Origin of the sequence: Persicitalea jodogahamensis (genome assembly GCF_014651615.1) — a bacterium.
Taxonomy (GTDB): domain Bacteria; phylum Bacteroidota; class Bacteroidia; order Cytophagales; family Spirosomataceae; genus Persicitalea; species Persicitalea jodogahamensis.
The window spans coordinates 234,417-249,036 of sequence record NZ_BMXF01000003.1; the positions used below are offsets into that span (position 1 = coordinate 234,417).

The 14,620-nt window shown below is 50.3% G+C and carries 10 protein-coding genes; 3 read left to right on the forward strand and 7 right to left on the reverse strand.

The window, feature by feature from the left end; all coding sequences use genetic code 11:
• The first annotated feature begins 62 nt into the window (after window positions 1–62).
• Window positions 63–575, forward strand: coding sequence for a DinB family protein (locus IE117_RS16380; RefSeq protein WP_189565562.1), 513 nt, complete (start codon window positions 63–65; stop codon window positions 573–575).
• Between the two features lie 84 nt (window positions 576–659).
• Here IE117_RS16380 and IE117_RS16385 read toward each other — a convergent pair whose 3' ends face one another.
• From IE117_RS16385 to IE117_RS16405, 5 genes are all read right to left on the reverse strand, one after another.
• Complete coding sequence (locus IE117_RS16385; RefSeq protein WP_189565563.1) at window positions 660–2,180, reverse strand: glutamate synthase subunit beta; 1,521 nt, start codon at window positions 2,178–2,180, stop codon at window positions 660–662.
• Window positions 2,181–2,260: 80 nt separating this feature from the next.
• Window positions 2,261–6,838, reverse strand: coding sequence for a glutamate synthase large subunit (gltB, locus tag IE117_RS16390; RefSeq protein ID WP_189565564.1), 4,578 nt, complete (start codon window positions 6,836–6,838; stop codon window positions 2,261–2,263).
• Between the two features lie 303 nt (window positions 6,839–7,141).
• Complete coding sequence (locus IE117_RS16395; protein ID WP_189565565.1) at window positions 7,142–8,053, reverse strand: ribonuclease Z; 912 nt, start codon at window positions 8,051–8,053, stop codon at window positions 7,142–7,144.
• Between the two features lie 30 nt (window positions 8,054–8,083).
• Entirely contained in the window at window positions 8,084–8,593 is a 510-nt protein-coding gene (locus IE117_RS16400) for a SixA phosphatase family protein (protein ID WP_189565566.1), read from the reverse strand.
• Between the two features lie 52 nt (window positions 8,594–8,645).
• Window positions 8,646–10,136 (reverse strand): glycine--tRNA ligase, encoded by a 1,491-nt coding sequence (locus tag IE117_RS16405; RefSeq protein WP_189565567.1) that lies wholly within the window; start codon window positions 10,134–10,136, stop codon window positions 8,646–8,648.
• Window positions 10,137–10,627: 491 nt separating this feature from the next.
• Here IE117_RS16405 and IE117_RS16410 point away from each other — a divergent pair, with 491 nt between their 5' ends.
• Entirely contained in the window at window positions 10,628–11,617 is a 990-nt protein-coding gene (locus IE117_RS16410; RefSeq protein WP_189565568.1) for a ComEA family DNA-binding protein, read from the forward strand.
• A 39-nt stretch (window positions 11,618–11,656) separates the two neighbouring features.
• Here the strand turns inward: IE117_RS16410 and IE117_RS16415 are convergent, their stop codons facing one another.
• Window positions 11,657–12,379: an LOG family protein gene (locus IE117_RS16415; RefSeq protein WP_229581118.1), complete on the reverse strand. Its 723-nt coding sequence runs from the start codon at window positions 12,377–12,379 to the stop codon at window positions 11,657–11,659.
• Between the two features lie 274 nt (window positions 12,380–12,653).
• Here IE117_RS16415 and rpiB point away from each other — a divergent pair, with 274 nt between their 5' ends.
• Window positions 12,654–13,088, forward strand: coding sequence for a ribose 5-phosphate isomerase B (gene rpiB / locus IE117_RS16420; protein WP_229581032.1), 435 nt, complete (start codon window positions 12,654–12,656; stop codon window positions 13,086–13,088).
• Window positions 13,089–13,170: 82 nt separating this feature from the next.
• Here the strand turns inward: rpiB and IE117_RS16425 are convergent, their stop codons facing one another.
• On the reverse strand, window positions 13,171–14,580 hold the full coding sequence (locus tag IE117_RS16425; RefSeq protein ID WP_189565570.1) for a hypothetical protein: 1,410 nt from the start codon (window positions 14,578–14,580) through the stop codon (window positions 13,171–13,173).
• Window positions 14,581–14,620: the final 40 nt, after the last annotated feature.

Below are 14,620 nucleotides of genomic sequence, written 5' to 3' on the forward strand. Positions count from 1 at the left end.
TTGTCGTTTCAGACTCCCCAATTTTAAATGTACCACCTGTATTTATTTTCAAATTTTTTTTTATGAAACAGGAAGTTTGGTTACGCGGACCTTTACCCGAAATCCCACTGCTTTTGCAGCCTGTTGCTCATGCGTTGCTTCAGGCCAGGGAAGAAGTGTTGGAGATGGCAACACGTATTGATGAGGGAAAATTATGGAACAGGCCCGCTGGCATGGCATCGGCAGGCTTTCATCTGCAGCACCTTACCGGCGTGCTGGACCGCTTGTTCACGTATGCGCAGGGTAAAGCGTTGTCTGAAATTCAACTACGAATGCTGAAGGCAGAAGGAAACGCCGATAATGAAATTTCGGTGAAATCCTTAGTTGAAAATTTCAGCCAACAAGTTGATCGCGCTCTGGAACAACTTCGTACTACCGATGAACTTACTTTAACCGAAATCCGGGGCGTTGGCAGGGCCAATATTCCTGCAACCGTCATTGGTTTGTATGTTCATGCCGCTGAACACAGTATGCGCCATGTTGGACAGTTGCTGGTAACTGTGGCAGTATTGAATAGCAATGGAAGAACTCAGTAAACAGAAAATGAAGGCATGTGCCTTCATTTTCTGTTTAAAAAAGAATGATTGACAGGGATGGTTTATTCATCCTGAAGCCCTGATTCAGACGTGGGCGAATTCAGGTGTAAGCATCGACACCGCTTTGGCCGCCAATAGCGACTCGCCCATAAGGAACTCATCCACGGCGCGGGCAGCCTCCCGCCCTTCGCTGATAGCCCAAACTACCAGCGATTGCCCCCGGCGGCAATCGCCTGCCGCAAACACCTTTTCGTTTATGGTCGATTGATACTTATTGGCTTTGATGTTGCCGCGCTCATCGTACTCTAAGCCCAGATCATTGAGCAAATGTTCTTGTTGGGGATGAATGAACCCAGCGGCAAGTAAGGCCAGGTCGCAGGGGATTTCCTCTTCGGTGCCGGGTACCTCCTGCATACTCAGGCGACCCGTCTCAGAATTCATCTGCCAGTCCAGTTTTACAATTTTCAATGCTTTCAGATTGCCATCCTCATCGCCAACAAAGGCCTTGGTATTGATCGACCACTGACGGGAATCGCCGGGTTTTTCCATTTCTTCGTGCGAGGTAGAGGTACGCAACATCATGGGCCAGTTAGGCCAGGGTGTCGTAGCGTCGCGATCCTGCGGCGGCATGGGAAGCAGCTCGATTTGCGTCACTGACTTTGCCCCGTGTCGGTTTGAAGTTCCCACGCAGTCGGACCCCGTATCGCCACCACCGATGACAACTACGTGTTTGTCGGTGGCCCAAAGTTCACCATTCTTGTAATCAAAACCTTGATGGTCTTTTTCTACGGCAATATCGGATACGCGCTTGTTTTGCTGGCTAAGGAATTCCATCGCGAAATGAACACCCTTTAAATGTCGTCCCTCGATTTTCAGATCACGCGGTACGGTAGAACCCGTAGCAAGCACCACGGCGTCGAAGTCGCGGAGTAGTTCGTCGGCTTTGATATTTTTACCAATTTCCACATTGGTGCGAAACTCAATGCCTTCCTGTTCCATGATAGCCAAACGGCGATCCACAATGCGCTTTTCCAGCTTGAAGTCAGGAATGCCATACCGTAGTAGTCCGCCAATGCGGTCAGCACGCTCAAACAGCGTGACGGTATGCCCTGCCTGATTCAACTGCGAGGCTGCCGCCATACCTGCCGGGCCGGAACCAACTACAGCCACGGTTTTGCCAGTGCGCTTTTTGGGTAGTCGGGGTTTCACCAAATCCATTTCATACGCCTTCTCCGCGATAGATTTCTCAATAAATTCAATGGCCACAGGTGGTTTATTGATTCCCAGGACGCAGGAAGCCTCGCAGGGGGCAGGGCAAATACGACCCGTAAATTCCGGGAAATTGTTAGTTGAAGCCAGAATGTCGTACGCCAATGCCCAGTTCTGGTCATAGACCGCGTCGTTGAAATCGGGAATAATGTTGCCGAGAGGGCAACCATTATGGCAAAATGGAATACCGCAGTCCATACAGCGTGCGGCCTGAGTCCGGGAGTCTTCCTCGCTATGTGCACTTTCAATTTCCTTATAGTCGTGAATCCGCTCCCCAACGGGTCGCTTTTTGGGTAGTTCACGATCAAACTCTAAAAATCCGGTTGGTTTTCCCACAGTCAATTTGGAATGAGTGAATGGGTGAGTCGGAGAATAAAGTATCGACTTAATTCTCCGACTCACTCATCCAAAATTATTTACTGAACATTAACAACTATGTCGCTATATACTACGCTCTTATCGGCGACTTGCTGGGCAAGAGTGATGTTGCGGCTGCTAAGGGCGTCTCTGAAGTCATTGGGCAGGACTTTGACGAACTGCTTCATAACCTCGTCCCAGTTTTGGGTGATTTGGAATGCGACATTACTGGTCGTGTATTGGAAATGCTTATCGATGGATTTCCGGAGGATGCCTTCATCTTCTTCGCTGAGCAAATCGACTGACACCATTTCGAGGTTGACCTTTTCTCTGAAATCGCTCTCCTTGTCCCAGACATAAGCCACACCACCCGACATTCCGGCCGCAAAGTTACGACCGGTTTCGCCGAGTATGATCGCCACGCCGCCCGTCATGTACTCGCAGCCGTGGTCACCAATGCCTTCCACAACTACCTTGGCGCCCGAATTACGGACACAGAAACGCTCTCCGGCAGTACCACGGATGTAAGCCTCACCGGAGGTGGCTCCATAAAAGGCTACGTTACCAATGATGATGTTCTCCTCGGGTTTGAACTTAGCGTCGCGGTCAGGGTAGACGATCAGTTCCGCGCCGCACAGACCCTTGCCAAAGTAGTCGTTGGCATCTCCTTCCAGCTCCATACGCAGGCCGGAGGTATTGAAGGCACCGAAACTCTGGCCCGCTGTTCCGCGGAACTTGAAGTGAATCGTTCCGGTCGGCAGACCCACACCTGCGTAGAGTTTGGAAATTTCGTTGGAAAGCATCGTTCCCAACGAGCGGTTAAGGTTAATAATCGGAAATTCAGAATAAACTTCCTCAGCCCGTTCCAGGGCAGGCTGAGCTGTTTCGATCAGTTTCCGGTCCAGCACGTGCTCGATACCGTGATCTTGCTCCTCCTGCTTGAATTGTGCTACATCCAGACCACCTTCCTCTTTATACAGAATGGCGTCAAATGTCAGATTTTTGTATTTCCAGTGCTTCAGATCGGGTCGTTTTTCCAGATACTGCACCTGGCCGATCATGTCGTTGACCGTACGGAAACCAAGCTGCGCCATAATTTCGCGCAATTCAGTGGCCATGAAGTGGAACATATTGACCACGTGTTCGGGCTTGCCTGTAAAAAGCGCCCGGAGTTCCTGCCGCTGTGTGGCTACCCCGACGGGGCAAGTATTGAGGTGGCACTTGCGCATCATGATGCAGCCTGCCGCTACCAGCGCGGCAGTAGCTACCCCCCATTCTTCTGCCCCGAGCAATGCAGCGATAGCCATATCGCGGCCCGTGCGGATTTGTCCATCAGCTTGAATGGTCACGCGGCCCCGCAGCTTATTTTTGACCAGCGTCTGGTGGGTTTCGGCCAGGCCAAGTTCCCAAGGGAGTCCGGCGTGGCGAATGGAACTGAGCGGGGATGCTCCTGTCCCTCCATCATAACCCGCGATCAGGATGTGGTCGGCGTGGGCTTTGGTAACCCCGGTCGCAATTGTGCCTACGCCCGCTTCCGATACCAGCTTAACACTGATACGAGCCTGACGATTGGCATTCTTTAAATCAAAAATCAATTGTGCCAGGTCCTCGATGGAGTAAATGTCGTGGTGCGGTGGCGGGGAGATCAAGCCTACGCCCGGCGTAGAATGCCGGGTTCGACCAATCCAGTCATCCACCTTGTGGCCGGGCAGCTGGCCGCCTTCGCCCGGTTTGGCTCCCTGCGCCATCTTTATCTGCAGTTCCTGGGCATTGGTAAGGTAGTAACTCGTCACCCCAAAGCGACCCGAAGCCACTTGTTTGATGGCCGAGTTCATGCTGTCGCCATTCGGAAATGTCTCGAAGCGGCGCTCGTCCTCGCCACCTTCACCCGAATTGGACTTACCGCCAATACGGTTCATGGCAATGGCCAACGTCGTGTGCGCTTCCCACGAAATAGAACCGAATGACATGGCGCCCGTCGCGAAACGCTTGAAAATGCTCTCTACCGGTTCTACTTCCTCAATTGGAATGGGATTCCCCTTTTTGAATTGCATCAAACCCCGCAACGTCATAGCCTTCTGGCTTTGGTCGTCAATGAGTTTTGAATACTTTTTGAATAAATTGTAATCGTCCATCTTGGTGCTTTGCTGCAACAAGTGAACGGTCTGAGGATTGAATAGATGCGATTCGCCGCGTTGCTTCCATTGGTAAAAACCGCCTACTTCCAGATGGGGGTTCAGGCCAGGTGTATCGGGGTAAGCGACTTTATGGCGCACCAGTACCTCGCGGGCGATCTCATCGATGCCCATTCCGCCGATGCGGGAGATGGTACCTGTAAAGTACTTGTCGATCACTTCTTTATTCAAACCCAGGCACTCGAAAATCTGCGCACCCTGGTAAGACTGCAGAGTGGAGATCCCCATCTTGGAAAATATCTTGAGCAACTCCTTATTGACCGCTTTGATGTAATTGGCGAACAGTACTTCGTTGGTAAAATCGCCATCGATACGCTTATTGCGGTTCATGAAGGCCAGCGATTCAAATGCCATATAAGGGCATATGCCAGCTGCGCCATATCCCAGCAAAGTGGCAAAGTGGTGGGTCTCCCAAATATCGCCGGCTTCGACCAGTATGCCCACCGCCCCTCTCAAACCTTTACGAATCAAGTGATGGTGTACGGCTGCCGTCACCAACAGGGAAGGAACTGGAGCGTGATCAGAGTCAATGGCGCGATCGGAGAGGATAATTATTTCGAAACCGTCTTCGATAGCGTCTTCGGCATATTGACAGATTCGTTCCAGAGCCCGTGCCATTCCTTTGCCTCCCTGATCGACGAAGAAATAGGTATTGATGGTTTTAGCCTGGAAATGGTTTTTATCCACAAATCGCAGCTTGTCGAATTCCGGCACGGTTAGTACGGGATGCGGCAATTCAATCTGGCGGCAGTGGTCCGGCGTTTCGGTCAGAATATTTTCGTTAGCCCCCACAAAACCGATAAGCGACATAATCGAGCGCTCCCGAATCGAATCGATAGGTGGGTTAGTGACCTGCGCGAAAAGCTGCTTGAAATAGTTGGACAGATGCTGGCTTTGCTCTGATAGTACTGCCAGTGGTACGTCAGTCCCCATGGAACCGATGGCTTCCTTCCCCAACTGAGCCATGGGAGCCAAAATCATCCGCAAGTCTTCGGACGAGAAGCCAAAAGCCATTTGTCGCTTGATGAGGGCGACGTCGTCATATTGGCGGTACATCCTGATGGGCTGATCGAGATCGTCCACGTGGAGTTTGTACTCGTCGAGCCATTCCTGGTAAGGTTGACGGGCGCAGATTTCGGCTTTTAACTCTTCATCGGGGATGATCCGGCCTTCCTCCATGTCCACAACGAACATACGTCCCGGCTGCAGGCGTCCTTTCATCACCACTTTGGACTGATCTACTTCCAGTACACCGGCTTCGGAAGCCATGATTACCGTATCATCGTCCAACACCCAGTACCGGGACGGACGCAAACCATTGCGGTCAAGCGTTGCCCCGACGATCTTACCATCAGTGAACGAGATGGAGGCCGGGCCATCCCAAGGTTCCATGATAGCGGCATGGTACTCATAAAACGCCTTGCGTACGGGATCCATTTGCTCATTGTCGGCCCAGGCCTCAGGAATAAGCATCATCATCACGTGTGGCAGCGAGCGGCCGGTAAGATACAGGAGCTCAATGGCATTATCGAGGTTGGCCGAGTCCGACTGCTTGATATCGCATATCGGCAGGATCATTTCCATTTCCTCCTTGGTGAAATACTCTGATTCCAGGGATTTCTCGCCGGCCCGAATCCAGTTCACATTTCCTTTTACCGTGTTGATTTCGCCATTGTGGGCAATATACCGGAATGGTTGCGCCAGCTTCCAGGAGGGGAATGTGTTGGTGGAAAAACGAGAATGCACCACCGCAAAGGCCGACACGACGGATTCATTGTCGAGGTCGGGGAAATAGTATTTCAGTTGATTGGTCGTAAGTTGACCTTTGTAAGAAATCGTACGGCTGGAAAGGGAGGAAAAGTAAAACTGATCCTTGGCCTTTTTTATAGAAGCAATCAATTTGTTCACTACCTGCCGCAGGATAAATAGCTTGCGCTCAAAGGCAAGGTCGTCTTCGATCAGGTCGGGGCGTTTGACAAACAGTTGCTCCACGTAGGGTTCAACAGAAAGTGAACCGTCACCAAGCGTATCATTTAGCGTGGGCACCACACGATAGCAGATCAGGGACATGCCCAGCTTTTTGATTCGCCGGTTAATAATATCCCGGCACTCCTCGCGCAACTCTTTATCCTGCGGGAAGAAAATCATCCCAACACCGTACTCGCCGCTGTCGGGTAGTTGATAGCCCATATCGAGACATTCCTCCACGAAAAATTCGTGTGGAATTTGGAGCAAAAGACCTGCCCCGTCGCCCGTGTTGGGATCGCAGCCGCAGGCACCCCGGTGGTCCATTCGTTCGAGCATATGGATTGCATCGGCCACGATCTGGTGTGATCGGCGCCCTTTCATGTGGGCACGAAAGCCTATTCCGCAAGCATCATGCTCGAATTCAGAACGATAAAGTCCAGGTTGTTCGATTATTTCTTCAGAAATTGGGGTCATCTATTGAGTAGAGGATAGGTATTGAAAAATTGCAAGCCCTTTGGTGGCAAAGCGAGCAATACAAAATAGTGTAGTGTCGCCGTTGAGTTAATTTTGCCGCAAACTCACGCAATATAACAATAAAAGATATTGGGCAGAAGCCCCTGAAAACAAAATATTATGGACGTAGTATAATTTTACTAATTAATCTGCACTATGTCCTAAAAGATATTGTAATTCGCAATAAAACGTGCGCTTTGTTGCAAATCCTTAGTATAGGCAACGACCTGAATTGCCAAAATGAAAGAAGTGAAGCCGAAATGTTTAAATCGTGTAGGTTTGCCCTTCTTCAGCAAAGTACGTCTCCGGGAATATGTTGCGTGCTTCTTCAAGAGACGGCCCAGCTTCGGTATAGCGAGAGGACAAGTGACCGATCAACAGCTTCCCGACCCCAGCTTCCTTGGCTAGCGTGGCTGCCTGACCCGCTGTGGAATGATGCGTTTTGGTAGCTCGGGGCAGCTCTTCTTTTCTGAAAGTTGCTTCGTGGTAGAGGCAATCAACTTTTTCCAGGTAAGGAACCAGTTCAGGCCTGAAAATGGTGTCGGAGCAGTAGGCGTAGGAACGGGGAGGAGCGGGCGGAGTCGTGAATTCTTCGCAGGCATACAGAAGCTTGCCCCCCCCATCCATCACGTCTTGTCCACCTTTGAGCATTCTCAAGGCTTCGTGACTCATTTCCGGCAGGATTTTTCTTTTAATCAAATTCCTCTCACCGATTTTCTCCCTAAACAAAAAGCCAGTGCACGGAATGCGGTGCCTCAGTGGTAAAGTACTAACGCTGAATAAGGACGAGTCGAAAATCAGGCCGGGATTCTCGGCGTCGATTTCCTGAAAATTCAGGTAATAAGATAGACGGGTGTCGGACTGGCGAAAGATTTCGGTCAGAATTTCACTTAGTCCTTTCGGGCCAAAGAGTAACAGATCCTCAGTGCGACTCCCCAGGCTCAGGCTGGTTAATAGCCCGAACAAACCAAAGTAGTGGTCGCCGTGAAGATGGGTGATAAATATTCCTTTCAGTCTACCCGGCCGTATCTTTTGTTCGAGTAGACGGTATTGTGTCCCTTCACCGCAGTCGATCAGGTAGTAGTCGCTGCCCATGTGCACTACCTGTGCCGAGGCATGGGAAGTAAGGGTGGGCGTGGCCGAACCCGCTCCAAGAATGGTTACTGCAAAGGTCAAGAAGACAATGAGTTTAGGTAAACAAACCGCTTAGGCGGGAGATTGTTTCAGGTCGTCAGGCGTTACTAATTTGGCAAGGCTTCCCGTTTTGCCCGAAATTTCGGCCCAGGATTGGCTTTCAAAAGTAATCACCGCGAGGCTACACTTACCCATTGAGCCAATATCGGTGCTCGTAAGGTACTCGGCAAAATAACTGATGTCGGGATTGTGGCCGCAGAGCAACAAAGTCTGCACTGAGTCCGGCGTTGCGTTGATTGTTGCCAAATAAGCCTGCGGACCACCACTATAAAGTTTATCCACTGTCTCGATGTCGTCTACTTCAAACTTCAACTGCTCGGCAATCACCTTGGCCGTTTGGTAGGTACGGGCTGCTGCGCTGGCCTTGATGCTCTCAATCCCAGGGGCCTGCGTTTTGAGATAATGTCCCATCCTGGCGGAATCCATAATGCCACGACTGGTAAGTTCACGGTCAAAGTCCTTGAACATTTGTGATTGATCTTCTGCTTTGGCGTGGCGGAGTAAAAGTAGTGTCTTTGGCATCTGGGGTCTAAGGATTTTTAATCAGTTGTTGCAAAAAAATAATGCCGGTTCACTAAATCTCTTCCAAAATTCGCTCTAAGGCAACAGCCTGTCCGATTTTCGCTTTGAGTTCGCTGATCGCTACGCGCTCCTGCTCCATGCTGTCGCGGTGACGGATCGTAACGGTGTCATCCTCCATCGTCTGGTAATCTACGGCAATGCAGTAAGGCGTCCCGATCAAATCCTGGCGCGTGTAGCGCTTACCGATGGCGGCGTTATCGTCATAAACCGTGCGGAACGTAGATTTTAACGAATCAGAAATGCCCTGTGCCTTCTCGGCCAGGCCATCTTTCTTCACCAAAGGCAACACGGCGGCTTTTATCGGGGCCAGAGCGGGATGTAGTTTTAGATAAATACGCTCTTTCACCTTATCGCCCTCACCCACCATCTCGCGGGTAAAGGCATTGCAGAACGTCGCCAGAAAAAGGCGATCCGCTCCGACGGATGTTTCCACGACGTATGGTATGTAATTCCCAAATGGCTTCCCGTTCTCGTCGAGGTCCGCATCGAAGTACTGCTGCTTCTTTCTGGATAGTTCCTGATGGTTGCGCAGGTCGAAATCCGTACGGGAATGGATTCCCTCAATCTCGCGGAAGCCAAAAGGAAACTCGTATTCGATATCCACAGCGGCATTGGCGTAGTGGGCCAGTTTGTCGTGATCGTGGTATTTGAGCTTATCGGCGGGCAAGCCGATGGCCTGGTGAAATTTCAGGCGGGTTTCCTTCCATTTATCGTACCATTCCATTTCGGTGCCGGGCCGTACAAAAAATTGCATCTCCATTTGCTCGAACTCACGCATTCTGAATATAAACTGCCGCGCTACGATCTCGTTCCGGAATGCTTTACCGATCTGGGCGATACCGAATGGTACTTTCATTCTTCCGCTTTTCTGGACATTCAGGAAATTTACGAAGATTCCCTGGGCCGTTTCGGGACGAAGGTAAATCACGCTGGAGTCTTCGGCCACAGAACCAATTTGTGTACTGAACATCAGGTTGAACTGCCGGACCTCGGTCCAGTTTGTAGTGCCGGACACGGGGCATTTGATGTCTTCGGCGATAATCAACTCGCGTACTCCATCTAAGTCTTCCGCCGATAGCAACCGACCCATCTCAGCCAGCAGGGCTTGTCCTTTATCGGCTTGTCCGGCGGCGGCGTATTCCTCAGCCTTGCCTTCCAGTAGTTGGTCGGCACGATAGCGTTTCTTGGAATCCTTATTGTCAATCATCGGGTCGTTGAAGCCGTCTACATGGCCCGACGCTTTCCAGGTCAGAGGGTGCATGAAAATAGCCGCGTCGATACCCACGATGTTTTCATGGAGCTGCGTCATGGCTTTCCACCAGGCTGCTTTGAGGTTGTTTTTCAATTCCACGCCGTTCTGGCCGTAGTCATAAACTGCCTGAAGGCCGTCATAGATTTCAGAGGAGGGGAATACGAAACCGTACTCCTTGGCGTGGCCGATGATGTCTTGCAGTGATGGGGTGCTATTTGAGTCTTGGCTCATTTATTCGGTAGAGAGTAGACGATTCTGGTTTGTTGGCGAACCGTGCAAAGTTAAGTACTTGATTAAGATAGATTGCTGATCCAATAGATCGGGAACGGGCGCAAAATTAGGCATTTTGGCGTTAGCGTTGAAGGCGGAAGTAATTTTCGTATTTTTGAAACAAAATATAGTTTAAGTCCTACAAGAACGACAGTAAGGGTCGATGACAGAAAGTTTGGGGCCGACCAGAGAAATGAAAAGTGATTAAGAGTCCGGGCAAGAAATCATCAATCCCTCTGAAGTAACTCCTTAGAGCTATGAGTAGGTAGCCGACTGTTGAGTCGTTTGGCTCTGGATGGAATGGAGATTAAGATGAAATGCGCAACTTCGATGCGCTCTTAGGTTCAGCTCGAGTATAGCACGGGTGTTGCTGCAATCGGTGCCTGCCGGTTTAGAAACCAGCCCAGCCTACGGCAATTACAACGTTAATCTTTAACTTTCAAATCAAGTAAATGCTCCGAAGACTTCTCCGCCGCATCCAGGACTTTTTCGGGATTTCACCCGCCGAGTCGCGCGGAGCATTGGTGCTTATCCTACTAAGTTTTGGCCTGGTGTGGGCACCGACAGTATACAAGTGGTGGGTACTTCCGCTTTTTCAGGATGATACGATCCCCTTTACTATCGAGTATCTGGATAGTACTGCCGCCCTGATTCCTGGTCAGAGTTCACAATTTGGACAGGAGAGAGACTTTGCGCGCAGTACTTTTGGCGGTAATGATGAAACCCCGGCTCGTCCAACCCGCCTTTTTATTTTCGACCCTAATACGGCTTCTCCCGACCAGCTTCAGGAGTTAGGCATTCCTCGATTTCTTGCGCTACGCATAGAAAAGTACCGTCAAAAAGGCGGCAGGTTCCGGCGAAAGGAAGATTTACAGAAAATTTACGATTTTCCGCCCGCGCTTTTCGCAAAGCTGGAACCGTATATCGAACTGACGAGTAGTACACAGCAACCTGGCCTTCCCAATGCTGGATTTGAAGAAAATCCGACACGTGAAACTACCTTTGTTCCTCCCAACGCTGCCAGACCATTTGCCCGGCCGACGCCAGTAGCTTTCGACATTAACACTGCAGATACAACTCAATTGGCAACCCTCAGAGGCATCGGCAGCAAGTTATCGGCGCGTATCGTCAAGTTTCGCGACGCTCTCGGAGGCTTCCATTCGACAGAGCAGTACTCCGAAGTTTTTGGCCTGGACTCGCTGGCGCTTGCCGAGTTGAGACGGTATGGCCGGGTGCAGACCCCACCTCAAAAAATAAACATCAATACAGCCACGATCGAGGAGCTTTCCCGACACCCTTACTTTCGCAACCGAAAACTCAATGAAGTTATAGTCCGCTATCGTGAGCAGCACGGACCGTACGCCTCGTTCGAGGCTATGAAGTCCGTGCGAATTCTGGACGATGCGACACTGAAAAAGTGGATGCCCTACCTGGCATTTTAGGGAGGAAAGAGGCCAGCGTCACCTTTCCTTTTTCTCTTTCTAGAAGTTGGGCTTCAGCAAGTACTTGGAGTAAAATTCTTCGATTACGCGAACTGCCTCCTCCGGAGTTTCAACAACACTGAATAGCTTCAAATCGCCGGGACTAATGTTGTTTTGGGCTTCGAGCATGGTGCCTTCGATCCAGTCGATCAAGCCTGTCCAGTATTCCCGGCCTACCATGATAATGGGGAAACGGCCAATCTTTTTGGTCTGTATCAACGTGAGGGCTTCAAAAAGCTCATCGAGTGTGCCGAAGCCTCCGGGCAGTACGATGAATCCCTGCGAGTATTTTACGAACATGACTTTCCTGACAAAGAAAAAATCATAGTCCATATTTTTGTCGGGGTCAATAAATGGATTGCTGTGCTGCTCGAAGGGCAGTTGAATGTTCAGACCGACCGATTTCCCATTCTGCTCGTATGCACCTTTGTTGGCCGCTTCCATTATACCAGGCCCGCCTCCCGTGATCACACCATACCCCTTCTGCACCAGTTTGGCCGCTATCTCTTCGGCAATGCCGTAGTAAGGGTTGTCGGGGGTAGTACGGGCGGAGCCGAATATAGATACGCAGGGGCCGATTTTGGCGAGTTTGTCAAAACCTTCCACAAACTCCGCCATAACCTTGAAAATGACCCAGGAGTCGGCGCTTTTGATTTCGTTCCAGTCACGATCCTGAAAGGCTTCTTTGATCCGTGCCTCGTCTTCCGGCACGGCAGGATTCATGAGTGAAATATCAGTCTGTTCTGTGGTGATTGGATTTTCTTTAAGTGCTTCTTTCATTAATTCAATGTTGATTGAGCGGGTCACCGCCCGGTGAAATAGGGAATGAGTGAATGACAAGAACTAAATAGCCAGGGCTGTAACAACATTTCACCTCAGCTCACTCCCTTCTTAAAATTGTAAAGTCAGTATCTTTATCTTTGTGAAATTTCCGATCCAAAATTACTAACAATTTTTCCTCGGCTATTCTTATCGGGTGGAGATACTTAACAGAAATATGATGAAAAAAATTGCCATCGGCGCAGACCATGCCGGATTTTCATACAAACAGCCCATCAAGGAATGGCTGGAAGCCAATGGGTATGAGCCAGTAGACTATGGTACCGATAGCTTCGAATCGGTAGACTACCCAGACTTTGCACACCCGGTAGCCAGCGCGGTGGAAAATGGAGAATTCGAGCGGGGTATCTTGCTGTGTGGCAGCGGACAAGGGGTATGTATGACTGCCAATAAGCACGCCGGGATACGGGCGGCGCTGGTTTGGGAGAAGGAAATTGCGGAACTTTCCCGTCAGCACAACGATGCCAATATTATTTGCCTTCCCGTGCGCTTCATCGAGTTGGAAGAAGCCCTTATCAGCGTGCAAAAATTTCTTAGTACCGACTTTGAAAGTGGGCGACACCAGCGGCGTGTAGGCAAAATGGCCTGTTGAATTTTGACGGTCGCCAGCCTTCGCAGCGTCAGCCCGTCCAGAATAGCCGGTACATGAGCATGCCCATGTACCGGCTATTTTTTTATCCAGTTTTCTCATAAATCCCCTGCCAGGGACTGAGCTTGTAGCGCTTTTGCAGAGCCGGAACGCGCTCGAACAACTTCGGCATCACGCCTTGCTTGTCGATGACATAATCGGGCGGATCCTGTCGAAAATTGTCGTAGACATGAATGACGCTGTCGAAGTTGTCCAGGTTTTCTAGGTCATAGCGAGACAAATCCCAGTTGAGATAGGGCGTTGCGGTGTAGTTGTTCATATACTCCCCTTCGTCATCGCCAATGACCAGTATCTTTTTCTGACGGATAGGCTCAGGTAACAAAGCGGGTTTTGCCCGGAGGTTATCCAGCCGGCCTACCGCCAGGCCAGGCACCAGATTCATGAGCCCTTGATACTGGATAAAAGAGATTCCTCCAATAACACCCAGAAATAATAATTCCGCCACCCAAATGCGGCGGAAACTCTGGAAGTAGTAGGCTGCGAAATAGGCCAGGGCGGGCAAAAACACAACAAACTGCATAGGTGCCAGGTACTCCATCAAGGGAACCATGAGCGCTGCTGTAATTACCCACATTGCCATCATTTGCTGAATCCGAGACTGGTAGTTGACCAAACGGGTACTGGTAAGCATTTTCATGAAACCGAGGGTGCCGATTACCAGAGGAATAACCAATGTGAAAATGAGCGTGGAGAAGTCGTTGAGTGCATATTGCTTGACGGCAAAAACCGATGTCAGCAGATTGCGGTTGAGGTTGGCGACGCTGTCGTTGAGATAGAAATACAGCGTAACCATCGCGAGTGGGAAAACAGCACCAAAAAAACCAAGCAGGTGCTGCCGGAGAGTGGCGCCTGAATAAAAGAGCAATGACACAAAAGCCCAGCCCATAAAAAGAGCAGCAGGCAGGTAAAACAGGGAGGCAAGCCCAATATACACCCCCAGCTCAAAAATTTCGTTGGTGATTTCCCGCCGTTCCAGCATTTTGATGGCCACGCCCAGTGCCAACAAGAGGAAGGTGGTGGCCATCAGCATTGGCGAAAGGGTAGTAAGGTCGAAAGATATGTTGAGCAACAGCGCATAAATAGCACCAGGTATGTGACTGCGCTCGGGAAGCACATCTCTGGCGCGAAGGATGTAATTGAAATACAGAATTTGAAAAACGGAAACGGCTCCCGCCGTTACCTGAAAAGCAAGCTGAGACCGTCCGAAAAGGCGGTCGATGGCCCAATAGACCATGCCGGAGAGCGGGCTGACATTATCCCAAACGTCCCGGTACAACATGAAACCCCGGTTCATTTGCTCACCCACCAGCATCCAGCTCAATTCGGGTATCAGAAGCGGTACTTCGCTCCACAGAAAGGGTAGGCGTAGCAGAATGAAAAACAGCACAAGGCTGAGATTCAGGTAAGACGCATTGACTCTAAAAAAACTCAGCAAGGGGGCGAAAGGGTAAAAAAGAGGAAATGATTTTTCACAA

Coding starts and splice junctions, on each gene's coding strand:
- IE117_RS16400 (WP_189565566.1), bottom strand. CDS start 8,593: ATGCCAAAGACACTACTTTTACTCCGCCACGCCAAAGCAGAAGATCAA.
- IE117_RS16380 (WP_189565562.1), top strand. CDS start 63: ATGAAACAGGAAGTTTGGTTACGCGGACCTTTACCCGAAATCCCACTG.
- IE117_RS16410 (WP_189565568.1), top strand. CDS start 10,628: ATGCTCCGAAGACTTCTCCGCCGCATCCAGGACTTTTTCGGGATTTCA.
- IE117_RS16415 (WP_229581118.1), bottom strand. CDS start 12,379: ATGAATCCTGCCGTGCCGGAAGACGAGGCACGGATCAAAGAAGCCTTT.
- IE117_RS16405 (WP_189565567.1), bottom strand. CDS start 10,136: ATGAGCCAAGACTCAAATAGCACCCCATCACTGCAAGACATCATCGGC.
- rpiB (WP_229581032.1), top strand. CDS start 12,654: ATGATGAAAAAAATTGCCATCGGCGCAGACCATGCCGGATTTTCATAC.
- gltB (WP_189565564.1), bottom strand. CDS start 6,838: ATGACCCCAATTTCTGAAGAAATAATCGAACAACCTGGACTTTATCGT.